We start from the raw sequence: 21,934 nt of genomic DNA on the forward strand, positions 1-21,934 counted from the left end.
TGTTATTCTCCTTTCATCTCATCTGCATTTTTCAATTGTGAGTTAGCAATTTCACGATAAATCGTGTTTGTTTGCATCAATTCATCGTGTGTGCCACGTCCCACAATTTCACCTTTATCGAGTACAATAATTTGATCAGCATCCATGATAGTTCCCACACGTTGTGCCACAATAAGGACGGTTGCTTCTTGAGTGACTTCTTTCAAACGCGCACGCAATTGCGCATCCGTCTTGTAATCAAGAGCCGAGAAAGAATCATCAAAAATATAAATATCAGGTTTCTTAACAACTGCACGCGCAATGGACAACCGTTGTTTTTGTCCTCCTGATAAATTGCTTCCGCCTTCTGCCAAATGTGTTTGGTAACGCTCATCACGGCTTTCGATAAATTCCTTAGCTTGTGCAACATCTGCTGCTTCTTGCAATTCATCAACTGTTGCATCCGTTTTACCGTATTTTAGATTTTCGGCAATAGTTCCCGTAAACAAAAGCGCTTTTTGAGGAATAAAACCAATCTTCTGACGTAGAGCTTTCAATTGATAGTCTCTAACATCAACACCATCAACCAAAATTTTACCAAGTGTGACATCGTAAAAACGTGGAATCAGATTAACCAGAGAAGATTTCCCAGAACCTGTTGAACCGATAAAGGCAATAGTTTCCCCAGGCTTGGCTTTAAAGGAAATGTCTTTTAAAACTGGACTTTCTGTCTCACCAGGGTAAGCAAAAGTCACCTTGTCAAATTCCAAATAACCTTTTGTTTCAGTCTCAGTCACACCATTTTCATTAGGAGTAATTGAAATTGGCATTGCCATAACTTCTGAAATACGCTCGCTTGAGACAACAACACGAGGATACATGGTAAAGAGATTGGCAAAAAGTAAGAATGAAAAGAGCGCATGGAAGCCATAGTCAATAAAAGCAACCAAATTACCAATCTGCAAATCACCTCTTGAGAGCGGATTCAAGGCAAACCAAACAATGGCAACAATCATTGAGATGATGATAAAGACAAATGATGGCTCTGTTAAACCAGTTAGCTTGAACAGCCGACTTGAAATGCCTTTATATTCTTCGTTTTTACTATCAAAGCGTTCTTCTTGAAAATCTTCTCTGGCAAAGGCGCGAATGACACGTAAACCAGTCAAATTTTCACGAACATATTGGTTAATTTTATCAAGAGTGCCTTGTTGTTTTTCAGATAGAGGCCGTGTATGTGTCGCGACGTAATAAACCACAAGTACCAAAAAGGGAATAGCCACCGCAACAATCCATGCTAAAGACGGACTTGTTACCAAAATCATGACAACACTAAAAATAATCATGAGCGGTGTCACAACCCCCATACGCAAAGATTGTTCAGCAAATTGCATAAGAATAAAAGCATCGCTTGTCATGCGAGTGACAAGTGATGACACACCAATTTGTTCGTATTCATGGTGTGAGTATTCCTGCAATTTATCATACATGTCATTACGCATGTCTTTAATCATATTAGTTGTGATTTTTCCTGCCGCATAAGCCAGAGTAACACGACCAATCGCTCCAACAATAATCACGATAAACATGACAATTGCCCAGAAATAAACCTTATCTTTATTTCCAGTTGTTATCCCTTGGTCAATCATACGAGCTAGTGCTGTTGGCAAACCAAGATTAACCACGACAAATGTAAAAGCTCCTAACACATCCAAAATGAGCCATTTGGGATATTTTTTCAAATAAGTCCAAACTAGTTTCATAGTAACTTTCCCTTCTAATCTGTTTCTCTATTTTTAAGTAACGAAATACCTTCTTTCTGCAAGAAAGAGTGACTGGGCTTATTCAGCTAAGTTACTCAAATAATCATATCTTTCATATTTTTCAAGTAGGGTTTCATTAGCTTTGTCTAATGAACGTTGAAGCTCTGCTAGTTTGCCATAATCACTGGCATTTTCCTGCATTTGCGCTTCAATAGTGTCGATATCCTCTTCAAATTTGGCAATCTCATCTTCAATGACTTCCCACTCTTGTTTTTCAAAGTAAGACATGCGTTTTTTCTTCGTTTTTTCCTTCTCAGTCTTTTGTGAGAACGCTTTTTTAGCTTGTTCCGCTACGGCATTTTCTTCAAACGCTTTTTCATCAAGATAATCCGTATAATTTCCGAAGAATTCACGAACATGACCATTTTCAAACGCCAAGATTTTATTAGTCACTTTGTCAAGGAAATAACGGTCGTGACTAACTGTGATAACTGGTCCTGAGAATGTTTGCAAGAAACTTTCTATAACTGTCAAGGTTGCAATATCAAGGTCATTGGTTGGTTCGTCAAGAAGAAGCACATTTGGTTTTTCAATCAAAATTTTCAACAAGTAAAGGCGTTTTTTCTCACCACCAGATAATTTTGAAATCAATGTACCATGTGTTGAACGTGGGAATAAGAATTGTTCTAACAAATCTGTGACACTTGTTGTTCCAACGCTTGTTTTGACCTCATCTGCTACTTCTTGCAAATAATTGATGACACGTTTATTTTCATCCATGTCTTTTGTCAATTGTGAGAAATAGCCAATACGAACCGTTTCACCAATTTCAAGATTCCCAACTGTCGGCTGCAAATCACCATTTATCAAATTAAGAAGCGTTGATTTTCCGACACCGTTATCACCAACAATTCCGATTCGGTCTTTATTTTGCACCAAAAAGTTAAAGTCAGTCAAAATCTGTTTATCAGGATAAGCAAAGGAAACATTCTCAAAATTGATAACTTTTTTACCGATTCGGCTTGTTTCAAAATTAATCTCAAGCTCTGTTGATTGTGTCGCTCCTGACAAATCAGTCTTCAACTCGTTGAAACGATTGATACGAGCTTGCTGTTTTGTCGCACGCGCTTGTGGTTGCGTACGCATCCAAGCTAATTCTTGCTTGTAAAGTTGTTTTTTCTTGTGAAGCGTTGCAGCATCACGCTCATCTTTCTCCGCACGCAAACGCACATAATCTTGATAATTTCCTTGATATTCAGTCAATTGACTATTAGCCAATTCAAAAATACGCGTTGCCACATTATCCAAGAAATAACGGTCGTGGGTGATGAAAAGTACCGTTTTCTTAGAATTTTTTAGGAAATTCGTCAACCAAGCAATGGTATCAATATCCAAGTGGTTGGTTGGCTCGTCCAATAATAACAAGTCTGCATCATTTAACAAAACTTGCGCCAACTGAACACGACGACGAAGTCCACCAGACAAAGCACCAACTTTTTGTGACAAGTCGTCCAAACCTAGCTTCGTAAGAACAGTTTTGACTTCACTCTCAATCGCCCAAGCATCAAGCGAATCCATCTCTGCCATGACTTTTTCAAGTTTAGCTTGATTGGCTTCGTTGTAATCAGCCATCAAGGTCTCATAGGTCTTAATCAAAGTCATCTCACGCAAATCAGATGACAAAACTGTATCCAAAATAGTTTTATCATCATCAAATTCAGGATCTTGGGTCAAATAAGCAATTTTATAACCGTTCTTAGCTGCAAACGGCGACACATCGCCATCAAAGCCAAGACGACCAGAAATGACATCAAGGAGCGTTGTTTTCCCCGTTCCATTGACACCAATAATCCCAATGCGGTCAAAATCATGAATAATAAAGGAAATATCACGAAAAACAGTCTTATCACCGACTGATTTTGTTAAGTGTTCTACGATAAAATCACTCATTTGTTTTCCTTTCTAATAAAGTCAAAAATAGCTTCTTTGTCATTGGCAAGCTCACCAAGAACAATTTTTTCCTCGATTTCTTTTAATACCTGCCCTAATTCTGGACCAGGTTTGTATTGTAATTCTTTGATTAAAACTCCGCCATTGATAACAATTTCGTGCTTATCATGAATGGTTAATTCTTTATCTAAACGCTCAATACGTTTAAAATCAACTGGCAAACCATAACCAGCACGCAAATCTTCTGCTTGTTCAATCAAACAACTGCCATAACGGTACATTTCCATCTTATCAAGCTCATTTTCTAGACGGAAACGGTAAATCGCCACAATCTTTTCAACATCTTTTTGAAATTGACTTGATGTTTTCCATGCTTTCAAAAAGACACGAACGTCTTTGACATCTAAAGCTAATAGCAAAGCTGCCCAAGCTTGTTCAGACGTTTTAAAGTGATAATCACAAGCCAAATCGTCAAGTAATTGCTGTAAATTGTCATGAGCATTCTCAAGATATGGTAAATATTTTTGAGCTTGACTAGTAATCATGGCTTTAATCCCTTTACGCCAGAAAGGTGCCATCAATAATTTATCAAATTCAATAAAAGAGCGCTCTACCGAAATTTTTTCAAGTAAGGGCGCATGTGCTGCCATAGCAGTAAACGTATCAGGTTCAATATCAAAATCAAGACTAGCCGCAAAGCGGAAACCGCGCATAATACGCAGCGCATCTTCGTTAAAACGCTCCGCAGGATTTCCCACCGCACGTAATAACTTAGCTTCCAAATCTGCCAAACCGTTGAATTTATCAATAATTAAACCTGTCTCATCAAGTGCAAAAGCATTGACTGTAAAATCACGGCGTTTCAAATCTTCCTCTAGAGAACGAACAAATGACACGCTGCTAGGTCTGCGGTAATCCACGTAAACATCTTCTGTACGGAAAGTAGTGATTTCATACTCGCCACCTTCTTCTAAAACAAGAACTGTGCCATGCTCAATCCCAACATCAACCGTACGATGAAAAATGCTCTTTGTCTCTTCTGGATAAGAACTTGTTGCAATATCAACGTCGTGAATCGGACGATTTAGTAAAACATCACGAACGCTACCACCGACAAAATAAGCTTCGTAGCCAGCTTCGCGAATTTTTTTCAAGATTGGTAAAGCCTCCTGAAATTCAGAAGGCAGATTGTTTAATTTCATAGTAATTTTTCCAAACCATAAACGAGTTTATCTCGTTTGACAACTGCTTTAATTCCAATATTAACACCACTCATAAACGAAATACGATCATAAGAATCATGACGAAGTGTTAATCCCTCACCTTGGGCACCGAAGATGACTTCTTGGTGCGCAACCAATCCAGGTAAACGAACACTATGGATACGCATACCATCAAAATCAGCTCCACGCGCTCCTTTTAACGTTTCAACTTCATCTGCAGCCCCTTGTTTTTTAGGTTGACGAACTTCACGAATCAATTCCGCTGTTTTCACAGCTGTACCTGAAGGAGCATCTTTCTTATTGTCATGATGTAGTTCAATGATTTCAAGGTCCGGAAAATATTTGGCAGCCTTAGCGGCAAATTCCATGAGTAAAATAGCACCAATTGCAAAGTTTGGAGCAATCAAACCACCTGTTTTCTTTTCTTCAGAAAGAGCGATTAATTCAGCGATTTCATCTTCTGAAAATCCTGTCGTTCCAACAACGGGAGCGAAGCCATTTTCCAAAGCAAAGCGGGTATTTTCATAAGCAACTGCTGGCATAGTAAAATCAACCCAAACATCTGCATCAAACCCAACTAATTGTGATTTGTCTGTAAATACTGGAACACCGTCCACGTCTGATTCTGTCGCAAATGGGTCAAGTAATGCGGCTAAGGCTAATTCGTCATCTCCCTTAACCATATTAACTGCTGCTGAGCCCATTCGTCCTTTAAAACCTGCAATGATAACTTTAATACTCATGTTTTTTCCTCTCTAACACTTAAACAATTGGTGTGAAACCAAATGCAACTGCGCCTTCCCCTAAATGAGTAGCAATAACGCCATCAAATGTGACAATTTTAAGATTTTCAGCCTGACCTCTGTCAGCTAAAGTCTGATAAAACTGTTGCGCTTTTTCTTCAGCTCGTGAATGAATGATGAAAACTTCGTAATCACCGTTAACAGTCACTTCAGACAAAACGTCAACTAAACGCTTGATAGCTTTTTTCTCAGTTCTCACTTTTTCGAAAACTTCAATAACACCTTCGTCATTAAAATAAAGAATTGGCTTGATACTAAGTAAATTTCCGATAAGTGCGGAGCCATTTGATAAACGCCCACCTTTTACCAAGTGATTCAAGTCATCAACCATGATAAAAGCACTTGTTCCGTCAATTTGCTGTTGCAATTTAGCTAAAATATCATCAAAATCCACACCAGCTTCTGCCCAATTCAATGTGTTTCTTACCATGCTACCAAGAGGTGCGGATGTAATTTTGCTATCTGGGAAAGCAATGGTTAATTCGGGATAATCGTCAGCTAGAAATTGAATATTTTGCCAAAATCCTGAAATTCCTGAAGATAAGAATAAACCGATAACGTGTGTATAACCTTCTGAAGACAACTGTGACAAAATCTCGTCTAATTTTGCCAAACTTGGTTGGCTTGTTTTTGGAAGAATAGGCGACATTGCCATTTTCTTATAAAAATCATCTAAGCTCAAATCCTTACCTTCAAGGTAGCTAATCTCACCAATCATGATTGGAATATCCAAAATGTGAAGGTTCTCTTTTTGTTTGATGTCATCTGACAAAACTGCGGTTGTATCTGTAATAACTGCTAATTTCATTAGTTTCTAAACTCCAATTTAATCCCTGGACGGTCCAGGGCAATTTCGGTTACTTCATATGTTAGACGTTGTACAACATCTAATAGCGGTGCGGCTAAATTTTCAACTTCTTCTTTGGTGAATTCACTTGGTTCGTTAACAATACGCTTTTTAATGTGAACCATTTGTGAAACAACACCACTAATAACGAATTCTTTTTTAACAACCGTAAATTGTAATACTGATACAATCATCGTTTGGTTGTTTTCTGTATCTTTTCTTACTAACTGAAACGTCACTTCAAAATTAGTCTTTGGTGTACCATTTTTCTTTTCCCATTCGAGATTTCTTGCATCATAATGGTACTGGTTTACAAATTCTTTTTCGCGTACTAATTCCATACTGGTCTCCTATTTTGTATATCACCATTCATTATAGCATAAATAGCCTATATTTTGCACATTTTTCTTTGAAGTTTGAAATAATACTGAACATTATTTTTATCGAAAAATACAAAAAGTCACACTCACCAACTATCATAAACAGTAAGTCCGTATTGTTCAATCAGTCGATTAAGTTTTGTCCCATATGAAGTGTCCGTAGCATAGGTACCTGTAAGAGCTTTGGTTGCATCCTTGTAGGAAGTTGTGTTTGATTTATGCACACCAGCATAAATATCTTTTTGGAGAAATTGGGCATAGTCTTCCAATGACTCTGCTTGGCTACTATACGAGCGAAATTGGGCATCAATGGTATAAGCATTACCACTTCCGTCATCTTCCCACGTTTTCATCGTGACTGATTGCCCATTGTAGTCCCCTTTTATGCCAAAAAAGTTATAATTAGGTGCTTGACTAAGAGCTGATTGACCGCTGTTTGACTCTAGAATCGCTTGCGCAATCATCACCGAAGCATAAAGGTCATTTTGCGCAGCAATTTGCCGTGCGGCTTCGCCAATACTTTCAATAAAATTTATCGTTATTTGGTCAGGTATTGTAGTAGGACTTGTGGTGTCAGCAGTTGCCGTATTATCTGCTTCTTGCGCTTGATAAGTAAAAATCACTAGGGTGACACAAGCTAAAACCGCCAACAAACTCATGCCATATAAAGCCCATTTAGGAACTTTTTTCTGCCGACGATGACTTCTCGCTTTTTTTCTAATCTTGCGTTTTCTTGTTTTTGTCAAATCTGTCAATCCTTTCGCAAATTCACCTTCCAGTATAACAAATTTTTAATAAAAAAGAGACTGATAACTGTTGTCAAAAATAAAAATCAGCACCCAAAAGAGTGCCGATTATCAGCGTATTAGACCCCAGTAATTGATTGTTTGAGGTTGGAAATCTAGCTTACAAAGCAAATATTAAAAAGTGCCTAATCAATTGAGCATGGGAAATCTAAATTAACCAAAGGTGACAAGCGCTGTTTTAATATGCCTTGACAGCGACCTTTAACAATCTATTTCTGAATTGTTAAAGTCCAAACCACTGCGTCTTACAGATTTGTAACTGCATAAACAAAGAAACTGAGCACTTGGTCTCAGCTTCTTGGAAGGCAAGTTTTGCCTTTTATCATGTTGACTGTTACTTACACTGAAAAGTTTTTATTCTGCCAAATTTTTTAAAACGTTGTTAACGATATTTTCGACAGTAATGCCATTTTCTGCTAACAATTCTTGCGCATTGTAGCGGTCATGGAAGGCTTTTTCAACACCGTAATTTTGGACTTTAACTTCCGTATCACCAAGGTAACTTGCAATCATTTGACCGTAGCCACCTTCTAAAATACCGTCTTCCAAAGTAACCACGACTTGGTGCTCAGCTTCTAAACTATCAAGCAATTCTTCGTCCAATCCTGTGATGAATTTTGGATTAACAATTGTCGCTGTAATACCATGTTTGTCAGCCAATTCTTTAGCAACTTCCTCTGCCAATCCGTAGAAATTACCAAGACCAAAGAGCGCTACTTGACTACCTTTTTGAGTCACTTGGTTCTTATTAAGAATCGAGTAATCCGTTGTGTCTGCAATACCAGTTTCACGAAGTGGACCAACTGGGATGCGGATAGCTACTGGGTGTTCTTTTTGCTCAATTGCCCAATCAAGCATGGCAAGATGTTCTTCCTTACTTGTTGGTGCCATGTAAACCACGTTTGGAATGTGAGCTAAGAATGGAATATCAAAGAAACCGAGGTGACTTTCGTCGTTCAAAGAGCTAACAGACGCCATGTAAACAAGAGCTGTTACTGGCAAATTATTCAAAGCGATGTCATGTGACCATTGGTCATAAGTACGTTGCATAAATGTAGAGGCAACATACCAGACTGGTTTTGCACCGTTTTTAGCAAGCCCAGCTGACATTGTAGCTGCTTCTTCTTCAGCAATACCCACATCAACAAATTGTTTACCTGCTTGTTTGCGTTGGTCTTGGCTCAACATAAACATTGGTGTTCCTGCATTGACGGCAACTACTGTTGAGTCATTTTTGATTTTATTTAAGACAAAATCTGTTGTAATGCTATTGTATGTTTCAGCAGCACCTGCACCACCAAAATATTCTCCTGTTTCAGGATTGTATGGTCCACCTGCATGGAAAGCTTCGCGATTTTCTTCCATGAATGACACACCGTGTCCTTTTTGCGTATGAATGTGTAGCAAAACTGGGTGACTAGCGTCTTTGACTTCTTCAAATAAAGCAATCAATTGGTCGAGATCATTTCCTGCGTCAAGGTAATGATAATCAAAACCGAGAGCTTTAAAAAGATTATTATCAGCTTGACCGTTGCTTTCGCGTAAGTCACGAAGTGCTGTGTAAATACCGCCAGTTGGGTTAACAGCGATTGATTGGTCGTTATCGTTAATAACGACAATCGTATTTGTCCCTTCTGTTGCGATTTGGTTTAGCCCTTCATACGCCATACCACCTGAAAGAGAACCATCACCAATAACCGCCACAACATTATAAGCTTCATCTTTCAAATCACGCGCTTTAGCCACACCAGAAGCAAGTGACAATGATGTTGACGTATGACCTACTGTGAAGAGGTCGTGTTCGCTTTCTTTAGGATTTGTGTAACCTGATACGTCATCATAATGCGCTGGATCAAGAAAAGCTTGCGCACGCCCAGTCAACATTTTATGAACGTATGATTGATGTGACACGTCAAAAATGAATTTATCTACTGGTGAATTAAAGACATAGTGCATAGCAACTGTCATTTCAACCATACCAAAGTTTGGTCCGTTGTGTCCACCATGTTGGCTTGTTTTTTCAAGAAGCGCTTGTCGTGCTTCATCAACAACACGGTGCAAATCTTCACGTGATAATTGTTTTAAATCTTGTGGTGATGAAATTGTTTCAAGTACCATAAATTCTCCTTCTTTCATCTAAGAATCAATTGAAAAGTTTCATAACATCCTGTTCTCAAATTGATTTATATCTTCAAAAATTAGCTAAAAACTCACTAATTTTTGCAAGTAATGCTATCATACACCCTAGAGTGCACTCCAAGTCAAATACTTTTTTAATTTTTTTCAATAATAATAAACTAACTAATCAGACCGTTATCTGCCAACCAGCTATTAATTGACGTTTCGCTTGATAAAATACGCCCCTTGACAGGATTTTTCAGCAAATTATCCATTTCAATGTGGGCATCACTTTCTCCTTTCGCTTTGAACCGAAAGCAAAGATTAAAAGTCACCCTACAAAGCACCAACGATTTTATGTGGTAAATATTTTTCGTCCAAATAAGCCATATCGTCATCTGTCAAAGTCACGTCAAAAGCACCCATGAAATCATCTAAGTATTTTTCTGCAACTTCTGCCACTCGCGCTACGATAGCCTTATCTTGTTCTTCAGTGCTATCGTATTTCATTTTGGCTGTTTCATCTGTCTTACTACGTGCAGTATCCGCATCCCAATCGCGCACCACGCGACCTGCTGCCAAAGGACTATAAGGCGCTAAACCAACACCTGAATCTTTACAAAACGGAATCATTTCACGTTCGTCCTCACGATAAAGCATATTGTAATGATTTTGCATGACTGAAAATTTTGTCCAACCATTTTTCTCAGCCACATACTGCGCTTTTTGGAACTGCCAAGCATACATTGCTGACGCACCAAGATAATGCACCTTACCAGAGCGCACTAAATCATTAAGTGCAGACATAGTTTCTTCAATCGGTGTGTTATAATCCCAACGATGAATGTAAAGCACATCAATATAATCTGTTCCTAAACGTTTAAGACTAGCTTCAACTTGGCTAAAAATTGCTTTTCGTGACAAACCAGTTGTATTTCGTCCCTCGTGTAAACCATCACCAAAGAAAACCTTAGTGGCAATAATCACTTCATCACGGTCCGCAAAATCACGAATAGCACGACCAAGATATTCCTCACTTGTTCCTTTTCCGTAAACATTTGCTGTATCAAAAAAGTTAATACCCAAATCTAAAGCTTTCTTAATGATGATACGTGATTTTTCTTCATCTAAAAGCCAACCAGAATGAAAACCAAGACTAGCATCACCAAAACTCATGCAACCAAGGCACAATTTTGACACTTCAAGACCTGTATTTCCAAATTTTGTGTATTCCATACGAAACCTCCAAGATATTTCAATTTTTTCTGAACGCTTTCATTGTACACCTTAGAGTTAACTCTAAGTCAAGTAAAAACATTATTTTAAAAAATAAAAAAGTTTATCACCCCCCCAAAAACTGATAAACTCTCACATTAAATTCGTTTTAAGTTAAAGGAAATCATGATAAGTGTCACAAGACAAGCAATTGCAATTAAAGCAAATGCGGATTGAAGCATCAAGAAACTTAAAAGCAATCCTAGTATTGGCATACCAAATTCAACCCCATAAAGCCTATTGGTAAATTGATGACTTAATTTATTATGCTGATGTGAAAAGGCATCAAACAGTAATATACCAAGATAAGAAGGTAAACTGAAAATAGTAGATTGCACCATTTCCTATCACACGGTTTTGGTTGACATCTATCATGTGATTAATTTCAATAATATACACCATAAAAAGATTGGTTACAATGATGAAAATTAAGAAAGAAGCCACAGACAAATTATCCACTGAAAAATACGGGGCTATGCCGATAATCATTTCACCAGAAGTGATAAGCCTCCAACCAAATGCGGAAAATTAATAGTGCACCTTTTCTATGAGACATGACCTTATTTGGGATTAAGTAAAATCTACATTAACAGCACACCATAAACCGGCAAAATCAGCCCGAACTGATAAGGTAAAAAATTGAAATAAACAAAGTCAGAGAACGTATTCCCAAAATATTGACGAATCAAACTACGGTCTGCTTCTGCTTTAGTATTGAAATACGCAATCACATATTGCAACAAAAGAAACAGAGAAATAAAAGCCATTGGTAAAATAAGTCGCACAAAATTCGTTGACCATTCTTCCGCAATAAAATATTGGCTAAACTATTTTACCCAATTTGTACTTCATCGAAACTATCTTTCTTCCCCTTAAACCTTAATTTATTTGTGCCTATTATAACAAAAAACGATGAAAATTTACTGCTATAACGCTTCTAGCCAAAACAACTCAAAAAATATTTTTCTCCACTTTTGCTCTCATCTTCAGATTTTAAAAGCCCAATCACCATATCTCGCAGCTAAAAAAGCTGGGCACTTTCGTCCCAGCTTTCCCATTCTCAATTTTTAAGATATTCTTTGATTTTTTAACTCAACTTTTTGGTGAATGTAATCAATCAACTCAACCGTCAAGTCATAGCGCATAAATGGTGTGATGAGATAAATCCCCTTAAAATGCTCCAAAGCGCGGTCAATTAATTGTTTACTTTCTTCCAAAGCCAATTTTTGGCAGGTTTCTTTATCATCTTTAACAGCTTCTAATTTTGCTAAAAACTCATCTGATAGTTGGATACCAGGAACTTCATTATGAAGGAAAATAGCATTATTATAGCTTGTAATCGGCATGATACCTACAAAAAATGGCGCTTCATAATCTCGTGTTAAATCGGCTAATCCATCAATAATCTCTGTGTTAAAAACAGGTTGTGTGATGAAATAATCTGCTCCTGCCGCTACTTTTCTTTCGATTAAACGACCACAGCGTGATAGATTTTTGACGTTTGGGTTAAAAGCCGCAGCTGCTGTAAAATTGGCCTCTTTCTTGATACTGGCTCCACTGTATCCTTGACCTTTATTGAGCTGTTTTATGAGTGCTAACAATTTAAAGCTCGTGGCATCATAAACACTTGTAGCACCAGGAAAATCACCGATTTTTGACGGATCTCCCGTAATGGCAAGGACATGATTAAATCCTAAAACGTCCATTCCCAAAAGTCGCGATTGCAAACCAATCATATTATGGTCACGGCAAGATAAATGCAAAAGAAACGGTGTCGAAATCTCATTTTTCAATAGAGCCGCGATACTAACATTACAAATTCGCGTCTTAGCTAGCGAATTATCTGCTAAGGTAATGGCTGAAATTCCTGCTTTGTCTAAGGATTTTACCCCCTCCGTAAATTTCGCAATGTCAAGCGTCTTTGGTGGGTCTAACTCCGCAATAATTGTAACTTCTCTTTTGACCCTATCTACCAATGTCTCTGATTGTTTAGCTGCTTTGATAAGTTCTACTTCTTCAACCATTGGTGTCACAAATTTTCGTTCAACAGGTTTTAATCCTTTAACAGCACGTTTTACCGCTCTGATATGGTCAGGCGTTGTTCCACAACAACCACCTATCAAACGCGCACCTTCTGCCACAAGAAGTTCTGCACTTTTTCCGAAATAATCAGCATTTTGACTAAAGCCATACTGACCGCTGCCATTGTCATCAACAAAAGACAACAAACTAGCATTTGGATAAACAGACAAATAAGACTGAGCAAAAAGCGGAACTTGTTTCAGTGACTTAATCATATGATAGGGACCGAGGTGGCAATTCAAGCCAACCACATCAGCACCTAACATGACTAATTTTCCCAGAATTTCAACTAAAGGACGACCATTTTCTGTAATTCCAGCTTCATGGAGAGCAATATTAGTGATAATTGGCAAATCAGTTATTGGTCTAACAGCTTTTAAAACTTCGATAATTTCTTCTTCATCATAATAAGTTTCAAAAAGCAAACCATCAATTTGATTCGTTTCAATCAAATACCCGACTTGTTCCAAAGTCTCCTCAATAATTTCATCAAGAGTTAAATTACATTGTTTAAGTCCACGAAGAGCCCCAACAGTTCCAAGAACAAAAGCATCATCACCTGCAGCTTCCCTAGCAATTTTAACACCAGCCTGATTGATTTCCTTAACTTGGTCATCATAAGCATAGCCTTTCAGACGATGACGTTTAGCAGCATAGGTATTGGTTTGGATAATGTCTGCCCCTGCCTCAAGATAAGCATGATGAATGGCTGAAATTTTATCTGGATATGTAAGATTATAAGCTTCGTAGCAATTGTCAAGACCATTGGCGTAAAGAAGAGTTCCCATAGCACCGTCGGCTACCAGAATATCTGTTTTTAAACGTTCTAATAATCGTGACATAGCATAACCTTTCTTATTTTCCGTATTTAGCTCGGACTTCCTTGGCTGCAGCCACCAAAACTTCAAGTGCCGCTACTGTTTCTGGTTCGCGACGTGTTTTAAGACCACAGTCAGGGTTTACCCAGAACTGTTCAAGTGATAATTGACGCAACGGACGTTCAATGTTAGCAATAACTTCTTCCTTAGTTGGTACACGTGGAGAGTGGATATCATAGACACCAAGACCAATTCCAAGTGGGTAAACAGCTGTTTCAAATGATTCAATAACGTCACCATGGCTACGGCTTGTCTCGATAGAAATAACGTCTGCATCCAAAGCACGAATAGAATCAATGATTTCATTGAACTTAGAGTAACACATGTGCGTATGAATTTGTGTTTCTTCTTTCACTGATGATGTTGCTACGTGGAAAGCATGAACAGCATCATCAAGATAAGCTTGTTGTTTGCTCTTACGAAGCGGCAAACCTTCACGAAGCGCTGCTTCATCCACTTGAATAATGGCAATACCTGCATCTTCAAGCAATTTAATTTCATCTTTGATAGCAAGACCAATTTGGTTAAACAAATCAGCACGTGAAATGTCAGAACGTTCAAAAGACCAGTTTGTGATAGTGATTGGACCAGTCAACATTCCTTTCACTGGACGGTCAGTCAAACTTTGAGCATAAACGGTTTCTTGCACAGTCAATGGTTGAATGTGTTTAACATCTCCATAAATGATTGGTGGTTTAACAGCACGAGAACCATATGATTGAACCCAACCAAGTTTTGTTGTTGTGAAACCAGCTAGTTTTTGACCGAAGAATTCAACCATGTCCACACGTTCAAATTCACCGTGAACAAGCACATCAATGTCCAAATCCTCTTGAATTTGAATCCAACGTGCGATTTCTGATTTAATGAAATCTTCATATTCCACATCAGAAATATTGCCACGTTTCCAAGCCAAGCGTGTACGACGAACTTCTGGTGATTGTGGGAATGAACCGACTGTTGTCGTTGGAAGAATTGGCAAACCAAGTTTTTCTTGTTGCACTTGACGACGAACTTTATAGTCAACACGTTCAGTAGCAACATCATCCAAATTTTCCAATGTTACATTACGGAAATCAGCTGCTTGCAAAGCATCAAAATCAACAACGTGTTGTTTGTAAGCATCAGATTCTTCACCGTCTAAACGTTGGCTCAACAATTTGAGTTCTTGCAATTTTTCATCCGCAAATGCCAAACCATTTTTAAGAACTGGTTCGAGTTCTGTTTCGTTTTTAGTCGTTACTGGCACATGAAGAAGTGAACAAGAAGGTTGTACAACAAGTGTTTTTACATTGGCTTGAATTTTTTCGAGTAATGCTGATGTTTTGACAAAATCTGTTGCCCAAATATTACGTCCATCAACTACACCTGCAAAAACTTCCTTATTCGCAAAATAACCTGCTTCAATAGCTTCCAGGTTTTCATTAAACCCCTGAACAAAATCAAGACCAAAAGCTGCTACTGGTAACTCTGACAAATCTTTGGCATCAATCAAGGCTTCAAAATAAGTTTGGAAAATCAATTTAGCTTCTGGCACTTCTTTGGCAAAATAAGCATAAACATCTTTTGCTGCTTCTAAAAGGTCAGCCCCTTCATCTGTCACAAAGATTGGCTCATCAACTTGAATATAAGTTGCCCCTGCTTCAACCAATTCTACAAAGACTTGTTTATAAAGTGGCAATAATTTTTTCACTGCAACTGTGAAATCACCAACTTCAGATGAAAGAGCCACATAAGTAATTGGTCCGGTAATAACTGGTTTAGCTTTATCGCCAACCACTTCTTTTGCTTCCAAATACAAGTCAAGCAAACGTGTATTTGTCAATTGTGGTTTAACACCAGACCATTCAGGAACAATATAGTGATAGTTTGTGTTGAACCATTTTTTCATTGATGAAGCAACGTTGTCTTTATTACCACGCGCAATTGCAAAATACAAATCAAGGTTGGTTTCTTCTTTAGCAAAACGTTTTGGAATCACACCAAATTGTACTGATAAATCCAAGATATGGTCATAAAGCGAGAAATCACCTACAGGAATAAAATCAAGCCCTGCATCAGCTTGTTTTTTCAAAAATTCAAGACGTAAATCTTTAGCTTGAGCTCGTAACTCTTCTTGTAAAATATCCCCTGCCCAATAAAATTCAATTAATTTTTTCCACTCGCGATTTTCACCTAAACGCGGATAACCCAAATTCGAAACCTTTACCATAGTTACCTCCTATAACAATATTAGTTTTAAACTATACCTGCTAAATTTTTATAATTAAGATTGTAAAGGATAATAATCCTTTTTTCAACACTTTTCACCATTCTATCTTTTTATGGACTGATATAGTTTTTAACTATACATTTAGAATTTATTATAGTTTTTAACTATAACAAAAAGAACTCCCGAAGGAGTTCAATGTTAGATTAATAAAATTTATTATTTAGCTTTTCTAAGGGCACCAAATAGTAATCCTGAAATAATAGCACCGATAACAATGGCAACAAGGTAAAGAATCCAGTTGCTTGTCAATGCAAAGACGAAGATACCACCATGAGGAGCCATCAATTTGATACCAAATGCACCTACTAAAGCACCTGTTACAGCTGAACCAACCATAAAGCTTGGAATAGCACGAGCAGGGTCAGCAGCACCAAATGGAATTGCACCTTCTGTGATGAACGATAGTCCCATAACAATATTTGTTAAACCAGCATCGCGTTCTTCAGCTGTAAATTTATCTTTAAACAAACGTGTTGCAACAAAGACTGCAAGAGGAGGAACCATACCACCGGCCATAACAGCCGCCATAACAACTGAACCACCATTTGAAAGAGCTGCTGCAGTAAGACTACTTGTACCAAAGACATAAGCGGCTTTATTGAAAGGTCCACCCATATCGATTGCCATCATACCACCAAGGATAAGTCCAAGGATAATAGCAGAGCTACCAGACAAACTATCAAGGAAATCATAAAGTGCACTATTAATAGCAGCCATAGGAATGTTGATGAAGAGCATCAAGAATCCAGTTACCAATACACCAAGAAGTGGGTAAAGGAGGATTGATTTGATACCTTCAAGTGATTTTGGCAAGAAGGCAAGAGCTTTCTTAAGAACAAGAATAACACCACCAGCTAAGAAACCACCAACAAGAGCACCAAGGAAACCTGAAGCAATTTGTTTATCAGCAAGGTTTGCTGCACTTTCTAAACTATAGAATGAGATACGACCAAAAGCAAGACCAGAGGTTGCAATAGCACCAGCTGTAAACCCAGCTACCAAACCAGGTTTTTCAGCAATTGAATAGGCAATGTAAGCAGCAAACACCGGAATCATAAAGCCAAAAGCTGCATTACCAAGCTGATTAAAAACTGCAGCTACTTCATGATAGTTACCAAGATGACTCAGCTGATCTTTGGGAACCCCTATAAATTGGTCAATCAAGAATGAAATAGCAATTAAGATACCACCACCAATAACGAATGGCAACATTTGAGAAACACCACTCATCAAGTGTTTGTAGAATGCAGCACCAAGGCTTAATTTTTCACTAGTATCACTTGAAGACGAAGCTTCACCAGCTGAAGCTGTGTAAGTTTCTGCTTTACCATCAAGAATGATATTGATTAATTCTTCAGATTTTTTAATACCATCGGCAACTGGACGTGATACTAATGCTTTTCCATCAAAACGTGCCATTTCAACGGCTTTATCAGCTGCAATAATAACACCTTTTGCACGCGCAATTTCATCAGCAGTCAAACGATTACCGACACCTGAAGCACCATTTGTTTCAACACGAACAGTGACACCCATTTCGTCACCTTGTTTGATGAGGGCTTCTTCTGCCATGTAAGTGTGCGCAATACCAGTTGTACAAGCCGTAACAGCTACGATAAGTGGTTTATCATCTGAAACTGGAGCAACTTTCGCTTCTTCTTTTACTTTGTTATCTTCTTCTGCTGCGTTAAATGTTGCAATCACTTCGTCAGCTGATGTCACTTGACGTAATTGATCAGCAAAGCCATCTTTCAAAAGATATTTTGATAATTCAGCAAGAGCAGCCAAGTGAGTATCGTTTGCGCCATCTGGTGCTGCAATCATGAAGAATAGGTAAGTTGGTTGACCGTCCAATGCTTCATAATCAACACCTGCAGCAGATTTAGCAAACAAAACAGTCGCTTCTTTAACAGCTGCATTTTTACTGTGAGGCATGGCAATACCATCACCTAAACCAGTAGATGTTTGCGCTTCACGGTTCATGATACCTTGTTTAAAAGTATCAAAATCAGTTACCACACCGTGTTCAACAAGGCTTGTGATCATTTCATCGATCGCCGCTTCTTTTGAAGTTGCTTTCAAATCAAGAATCATGACATCTTTTCTGAGCAAGTCTTGAATTTTCATATTTTTTCTACCTCTACTTTTTGATAAGTTTCTTTTATGAATTCGGCAGTTGCCAAGTCATCTGAGAATGTTGTTGCTGTTCCACATGCAACACCCCATTTAAGAGCTTCGATTGGGTCGCCAGATTTGACATATTCGCCTGTAAATCCTGCAACCATAGAATCACCTGCACCCACAGAATTTTTGACAATACCTTTAATTGGTTTTGCAAAGTATGCTGCTTCTGGTGTTACCAACAATGCACCATCGCCAGCCATTGAAATAATAACGTTTTTAGCACCTTTAGCGAGAATTTCACGGGCGTATTTTTCAATATCAGCAAGACCGTTTAATTCAACACCAAAAATATCAGCTAATTCATGATTATTTGGTTTCACCAAAAGTGGTTGATAGTTTAAGGCATCTAAAAGTGTTTGTCCTTCAAAATCACAAACAACTTCTGCACCGGCTTTTTTAGCAATCGGAATCAATGTGTTATAGACTTGGTTTCCAAGGCTACTTGGTGCTGAACCTGCAAAAACAACAGTATCTTCACTTGAAAGACTAGCAAGAATAGCTTCTAATTCCTCAAGTTTTTCTGTTGAGATGTGTGGACCTGCTCCATTAATTTCTGTTTCTTCACCCGCTTTAACCTTGACATTAATACGTGTGTCCTCAGAAACTTCAACAAATTTTGTTGCAATACCTTCATCTACCAAGCCATCTTTCACAAAACGCCCTGTAAATCCACCGATAAATCCTGTGGCTGTATTTTCAATATCAAGACGTTTCAAGATACGGCTAACATTAATCCCTTTACCACCAGCGAATTTATCATCGCTAGTCATGCGGTTAACACTTCCAAGTGCTAAACTATCCAAGCGAACAATAAAGTCGATAGATGGATTAAGAGTGACTGTGTAAATCATACTTCAATTACCCTCGTTTTTTCTTTTATTTTTTTCATCAGTGCTCCACTAGATTGATTGGTAATGATAATGACATTTTCAACCTTACCAACCTTAGCAAAAGAAATGTGACCAATCTTTGATGAATCTGTAACAATAAATGTTTTTCTGGCATTTTCAATAACCGTTTTCTTGATGACCGCTTCTTCAACATCAGGTGTTGTTAAGAATTGCTCATCGACACCATTTATTCCTAAAAAAGCCTTATCAAAATTTAATTGTTTGATTTGCTCATACGCAACCGTTCCAATACTAGCATCCGTTGCTTTTTTGACATGGCCGCCAATAATAATCGTTTGAATGTTTTTATCAACCAATTTGGCAGCATGGTGAATGGAATTGGTAACTACCGTTAAATTATCTTGGGAGAGATAGTTGAGTAGCAACTCATTTGTCGTCCCTGCATCAATGAAAATAACTTCATTATCAGCAATCAAATCAGCGGCTTTCTGAGCGACTAACATTTTTTCTTGAATGTTTTTGATAGATTTTTGTTGATTGGTAAATTCTTCTTGAAGTGAGGGAGGGAGTTCTGCGCCACCATGGACTCGGTGGAGCTTACGCTCACTCTCCAATTCATCCAAATCGCGACGAACAGTGGACTCCGAGGTATCTAGCATGCTAACTAAGTCCTCAAGATTAACAAATTTATCATGAGACAATTTTTCCATAATTAATTGTTTTCGTTTAGACTTAAGAATATTCATCACCTCCACTGAAATCGTTTCCAGATAAAATTATACTATTTTTTCTGCCATTGTCAAGCATTTTCTATCAAATTCTATCATTTTTTCACTAGTTAGTTGGAGTACTTTCAAAAGTAGGAAAATAATGACTATCGGAAAATTTGGCACAAACTAAAAGGACTCAGGCCTGTGCAATTCAGAACTAAATCCTTTTAATAATTAGTTATCCAACTTTTTGGAGTCAGCACAATCACTTGTGAGAAGAGTTTCGCTTTATTTTTCTTTGTTTTTAATCAATGATGTTGAGTGCACCACACGGTTATCACGGTCAGGGTAAATGTATTTAATCGCTTGATTAATCGCAGTTGGAGCTTCACCAAAACCAGAGGCGATCAAAGCAACTTTACCTTCATAGTCAGCGGCATCACCAATCGCATAAACACCTTCTTGACTTGTCTCAAACAATGGCGAAACCGTAATGCTTGAACGTTTATAATCAACGTTCCAATTTTTAAGGTTTTTATTTGATGTTGAAAAACCAAAGCTAACAATCAAAGCATCTAATGGCAATTCAACAGTTTCATCTGATTTAACCTTTTGAATCGTTAAACTGTTAGCAAATTGACCATCACCGTCCAAAGCAACTGGTACGTACGGTGTCATGATTTTCACATTTGATTGTTTAAGCACTTCAACGCTATGTTCGTGAGCACGGAAAGCATCACGACGGTGAACGATTGTCACGCTTTTAGCCAAGCCATCCAAATGATTTGCCCAATCAACGGCAGAATCACCACCACCACAGATAACAACGTCTTTGCCAGCAAATTGGTCTAATTTATGAACATTGTAGAAAAGGTTGTTGTCAGCGTATTCTTCTTCCCCTTCTAAACCAAGCGTACGGGGAGCAAATGCACCATTACCACAGGCAATAACAATCGCACGTGAAAAATGTTGACCTTTATTGGTCTCAATAGTGAAAACATCGCCCTCTTTCTCAAAAGTTTTAACTTCTTCTTTAAGACAAATCGTTGTTTGGTCTTCAAAGCGTTCTAATTGTTTGATAAGATTTTCAGTTAACTCTGCTGCTGTGATTTCAGGGAAACCAGCCACATCATAAATGGCTTTTTCAGGATAAAGGATAGCTGGTTGCCCACCAAGTTCTGACAAACTTTCAATAATTTTCACTGAAACACCACGCATACCTGCATAAAAAGCAGCAAAAAGCCCTGCAGGACCACCACCAATAACGGTAATATCATATATTTCACGATTTTCTGACATTTATTTTTCCAACTCCTTATAAATTTCTTCGATGACTGATGTTTTATAAGCCATGTAACTTTCGATATTTTTGGGAAATAGCTGCGCTGCTTTCATTTTTGTTGCTCCATAAATCGCAACTGCACCAGGATGACTGCGCAAATAATCACGAAAAGCAAGGTGCCGTTTCAACTCAAGTGAATTTTCAGAACAAACATAAAGATGATGACATTGCAAATGCTCTTTACCAGAATAAGCAAAAGCTTCCCTGCCTTCAATCCCTAGATTTCCCTCATGAACATATCCAATACTTGCTAATTTTTCAATGACCATAGATAAAGCCGTCTCTTGAGCAATCACAACATCAATATCAATGATTGGCTTTGCTGCTAATCCTTCAACGGCTGTGCTTCCAACATGCTCAATTCTAGTAGCTAACTCGCCAAGAACAGCACGTAACTCTTGCGCAATTTTTTCAAAATCATCTTTCCAACTCTCTTGATAGGAAAGAACAATCACCTCTTCTGTCCGCATG

Annotated in this window: 18 protein-coding genes; all 18 read right to left on the bottom strand. The window is 38.0% G+C overall.

From position 1 onward, the window contains the following. Positions 1 to 2: 2 nt before the first annotated feature. Entirely contained in the window at positions 3 to 1,742 is a 1,740-nt protein-coding gene (locus CCC20_RS01250; protein ID WP_003065277.1) for an ABC transporter ATP-binding protein, read from the bottom strand. Positions 1,743 to 1,820: 78 nt separating this feature from the next. Further along, a complete protein-coding gene (locus tag CCC20_RS01255) occupies positions 1,821 to 3,692 on the bottom strand; it encodes an ABC-F family ATP-binding cassette domain-containing protein (protein WP_287178622.1) in 1,872 nt (623 codons plus the stop codon). Then, the gene (locus CCC20_RS01260) at positions 3,689 to 4,894 is read right to left on the bottom strand and encodes a CCA tRNA nucleotidyltransferase (RefSeq protein ID WP_058692194.1); all 1,206 of its coding nucleotides are present in this window, start codon (positions 4,892 to 4,894) and stop codon (positions 3,689 to 3,691) included. Before CCC20_RS01260 ends, CCC20_RS01255 begins: the two co-directional genes overlap by 4 nt. Next, positions 4,891 to 5,658: a 4-hydroxy-tetrahydrodipicolinate reductase gene (gene dapB, locus CCC20_RS01265; protein WP_003065282.1), complete on the bottom strand. Its 768-nt coding sequence runs from the start codon at positions 5,656 to 5,658 to the stop codon at positions 4,891 to 4,893. The genes CCC20_RS01260 and dapB overlap by 4 nt, the downstream gene beginning before the upstream one ends. Before the next feature lie 19 nt (positions 5,659 to 5,677). Continuing rightward, complete coding sequence (locus CCC20_RS01270) at positions 5,678 to 6,526, bottom strand: DegV family protein (protein ID WP_058692193.1); 849 nt, start codon at positions 6,524 to 6,526, stop codon at positions 5,678 to 5,680. Further along, positions 6,526 to 6,906, bottom strand: coding sequence for a DUF1149 family protein (locus CCC20_RS01275; protein WP_003065285.1), 381 nt, complete (start codon positions 6,904 to 6,906; stop codon positions 6,526 to 6,528). The genes CCC20_RS01270 and CCC20_RS01275 overlap by 1 nt, the downstream gene beginning before the upstream one ends. Positions 6,907 to 7,031: 125 nt before the next feature. After that, positions 7,032 to 7,700: a glucosaminidase domain-containing protein gene (locus CCC20_RS01280; protein WP_003065287.1), complete on the bottom strand. Its 669-nt coding sequence runs from the start codon at positions 7,698 to 7,700 to the stop codon at positions 7,032 to 7,034. Positions 7,701 to 8,105: 405 nt separating this feature from the next. Beyond that, on the bottom strand, positions 8,106 to 9,869 hold the full coding sequence (locus CCC20_RS01285) for a 1-deoxy-D-xylulose-5-phosphate synthase (protein ID WP_058692192.1): 1,764 nt from the start codon (positions 9,867 to 9,869) through the stop codon (positions 8,106 to 8,108). Between the two features lie 336 nt (positions 9,870 to 10,205). Continuing rightward, positions 10,206 to 11,105, bottom strand: coding sequence for an aldo/keto reductase (locus CCC20_RS01290; RefSeq protein ID WP_287178629.1), 900 nt, complete (start codon positions 11,103 to 11,105; stop codon positions 10,206 to 10,208). A 137-nt stretch (positions 11,106 to 11,242) separates the two neighbouring features. Beyond that, on the bottom strand, positions 11,243 to 11,485 hold the full coding sequence (locus tag CCC20_RS01295) for a hypothetical protein (RefSeq protein ID WP_236718671.1): 243 nt from the start codon (positions 11,483 to 11,485) through the stop codon (positions 11,243 to 11,245). Between the two features lie 240 nt (positions 11,486 to 11,725). Continuing rightward, entirely contained in the window at positions 11,726 to 11,929 is a 204-nt protein-coding gene (locus tag CCC20_RS01300; RefSeq protein WP_058692190.1) for a hypothetical protein, read from the bottom strand. Positions 11,930 to 12,211: 282 nt separating this feature from the next. Further along, entirely contained in the window at positions 12,212 to 14,068 is a 1,857-nt protein-coding gene (locus tag CCC20_RS01305) for a bifunctional homocysteine S-methyltransferase/methylenetetrahydrofolate reductase (RefSeq protein WP_058692189.1), read from the bottom strand. 13 nt (positions 14,069 to 14,081) lie between these two features. Beyond that, the gene (gene metE, locus CCC20_RS01310; RefSeq protein WP_058692188.1) at positions 14,082 to 16,316 is read right to left on the bottom strand and encodes a 5-methyltetrahydropteroyltriglutamate--homocysteine S-methyltransferase; all 2,235 of its coding nucleotides are present in this window, start codon (positions 16,314 to 16,316) and stop codon (positions 14,082 to 14,084) included. Positions 16,317 to 16,532: 216 nt separating this feature from the next. Then, positions 16,533 to 18,503: a PTS fructose transporter subunit IIABC gene (locus tag CCC20_RS01315; RefSeq protein ID WP_003065302.1), complete on the bottom strand. Its 1,971-nt coding sequence runs from the start codon at positions 18,501 to 18,503 to the stop codon at positions 16,533 to 16,535. Beyond that, the gene (pfkB, locus tag CCC20_RS01320; RefSeq protein WP_058692187.1) at positions 18,500 to 19,411 is read right to left on the bottom strand and encodes a 1-phosphofructokinase; all 912 of its coding nucleotides are present in this window, start codon (positions 19,409 to 19,411) and stop codon (positions 18,500 to 18,502) included. The genes CCC20_RS01315 and pfkB overlap by 4 nt, the downstream gene beginning before the upstream one ends. Next, positions 19,408 to 20,157 (bottom strand): DeoR/GlpR family DNA-binding transcription regulator, encoded by a 750-nt coding sequence (locus CCC20_RS01325; RefSeq protein WP_003065305.1) that lies wholly within the window; start codon positions 20,155 to 20,157, stop codon positions 19,408 to 19,410. Before CCC20_RS01325 ends, pfkB begins: the two co-directional genes overlap by 4 nt. Before the next feature lie 252 nt (positions 20,158 to 20,409). After that, a complete protein-coding gene (locus CCC20_RS01330; RefSeq protein WP_058692186.1) occupies positions 20,410 to 21,420 on the bottom strand; it encodes an NAD(P)/FAD-dependent oxidoreductase in 1,011 nt (336 codons plus the stop codon). Beyond that, positions 21,421 to 21,933, bottom strand: coding sequence for a GrpB family protein (locus CCC20_RS01335; protein ID WP_058692185.1), 513 nt, complete (start codon positions 21,931 to 21,933; stop codon positions 21,421 to 21,423). Between the last annotated feature and the right edge of the window lies 1 nt (position 21,934).

This window comes from Streptococcus sp. LMAG:39, from assembly GCF_008680485.1.
In the GTDB taxonomy this organism is placed as follows: Bacteria; Bacillota; Bacilli; order Lactobacillales; family Streptococcaceae; genus Streptococcus; species Streptococcus pasteurianus.

Coding starts and splice junctions, on each gene's coding strand:
- CCC20_RS01250 (WP_003065277.1), bottom strand. CDS start 1,742: ATGAAACTAGTTTGGACTTATTTGAAAAAATATCCCAAATGGCTCATT.
- CCC20_RS01255 (WP_287178622.1), bottom strand. CDS start 3,692: ATGAGTGATTTTATCGTAGAACACTTAACAAAATCAGTCGGTGATAAG.
- CCC20_RS01260 (WP_058692194.1), bottom strand. CDS start 4,894: ATGAAATTAAACAATCTGCCTTCTGAATTTCAGGAGGCTTTACCAATC.
- dapB (WP_003065282.1), bottom strand. CDS start 5,658: ATGAGTATTAAAGTTATCATTGCAGGTTTTAAAGGACGAATGGGCTCA.
- CCC20_RS01270 (WP_058692193.1), bottom strand. CDS start 6,526: ATGAAATTAGCAGTTATTACAGATACAACCGCAGTTTTGTCAGATGAC.
- CCC20_RS01275 (WP_003065285.1), bottom strand. CDS start 6,906: ATGGAATTAGTACGCGAAAAAGAATTTGTAAACCAGTACCATTATGAT.
- CCC20_RS01285 (WP_058692192.1), bottom strand. CDS start 9,869: ATGGTACTTGAAACAATTTCATCACCACAAGATTTAAAACAATTATCA.
- CCC20_RS01290 (WP_287178629.1), bottom strand. CDS start 11,105: ATGGAATACACAAAATTTGGAAATACAGGTCTTGAAGTGTCAAAATTG.
- CCC20_RS01295 (WP_236718671.1), bottom strand. CDS start 11,485: ATGGTGCAATCTACTATTTTCAGTTTACCTTCTTATCTTGGTATATTA.
- CCC20_RS01305 (WP_058692189.1), bottom strand. CDS start 14,068: ATGTCACGATTATTAGAACGTTTAAAAACAGATATTCTGGTAGCCGAC.
- metE (WP_058692188.1), bottom strand. CDS start 16,316: ATGGTAAAGGTTTCGAATTTGGGTTATCCGCGTTTAGGTGAAAATCGC.
- CCC20_RS01315 (WP_003065302.1), bottom strand. CDS start 18,503: ATGAAAATTCAAGACTTGCTCAGAAAAGATGTCATGATTCTTGATTTG.
- pfkB (WP_058692187.1), bottom strand. CDS start 19,411: ATGATTTACACAGTCACTCTTAATCCATCTATCGACTTTATTGTTCGC.
- CCC20_RS01325 (WP_003065305.1), bottom strand. CDS start 20,157: ATGAATATTCTTAAGTCTAAACGAAAACAATTAATTATGGAAAAATTG.
- CCC20_RS01330 (WP_058692186.1), bottom strand. CDS start 21,420: ATGTCAGAAAATCGTGAAATATATGATATTACCGTTATTGGTGGTGGT.
- CCC20_RS01335 (WP_058692185.1), bottom strand. CDS start 21,933: ATGCGGACAGAAGAGGTGATTGTTCTTTCCTATCAAGAGAGTTGGAAA.